Source organism: Aminobacter sp. P4_D5 (assembly GCF_056401815.1).
On record NZ_JBFUIP010000497.1, the window covers coordinates 1 to 886 of the forward strand.

General features: G+C 66.8%; 2 protein-coding genes. One reads left to right on the forward strand and one right to left on the reverse strand.

All coding sequences use genetic code 11. The features are described 5' to 3' along the window. A partial coding sequence (locus AC1DWF_RS33030) for a YciI family protein (protein ID WP_476842728.1) occupies positions 1-126 on the reverse strand: 126 nt, incomplete at its 3' end. A gap of 197 nt (positions 127-323) precedes the next feature. Between AC1DWF_RS33030 and AC1DWF_RS33035 the strand changes: the two genes are divergently transcribed. Beyond that, positions 324-886, forward strand: a 563-nt coding sequence (locus tag AC1DWF_RS33035; protein WP_476842727.1) for a lipid A-modifier LpxR family protein, incomplete at its 3' end; no start/stop codon positions are given.

An 886-nucleotide genomic window follows, 5' to 3' on the forward strand; every position in this document is an offset into this window, starting at 1 on the left:
CGCCTGGATTATGCCGGCCTCGGCCAGCGCCTCGTTGAACTTCCCCATCGCCGTCAGAAGCTCAGTGGTGGGCATCACGCCGGCCTCGCTCTCGGCCGTCGCCTTCACCAGAACCATCACGCGCATCGCGCTCTCCTCCGATCGGCAAGGCCTTCATCGGCCTCGCTCCCAAGGACGCGGCACGTCGCCGCCATCCGAAAGGCCCATCGAGATTTTTGCGGGAGGTCCGGAGGCAACCGCAACCCTCCCAGACCATTAGAGGTCCAGCAGGAAACTGCGCCGCCCCATTCCGTCACGACCCACTTCGTATGATTAGGACTTCCATGCGCATTTCCAGAATTCTCGGCGCCCTGCTGCTCCTGGGCAGCACCGCGGTGAGCGCCCAGACGATCGTCGCCCCATCGATCGGAATCCAGTCGCCCGAAGGCACTCACCTCGGGGAGCCCGTGCGGGACGTGCAGATCCCCGACCCCCGCGGCACCTTCTCCTTCGTGCTGGACAACGACCTCTTTGCCGGCACTGACAAGAACTACACCAGCGGCTTCCAGTTCGACTGGCGCTCGCCCTCCTACGATCCCCCAAGCTGGGTCTCCGCCATCACGGGCCGCATGAGCCTGATCTTCCCCGAGGGCGGCACGCCGCGCTGGGGCGTCTCGGTCGGCCAGAACATCTTCACGCCCGAGGACACCTCGCGCCGCAACCCGGACCCGCGGGACCGGCCCTATGCCGGCTGGCTCTACGGCACGCTTTCGCTGGCCTCCTACMCCGCGACCTCCTACGGCAGCCTCGAGCTGCAGATGGGCATTGTCGGCCCCGGCGCGCTCGGTGAGCAGTTCCAGAACGGCGTGCACCGTCTCCGCAACTTCGACCGTGCCGAGGGCTGGGA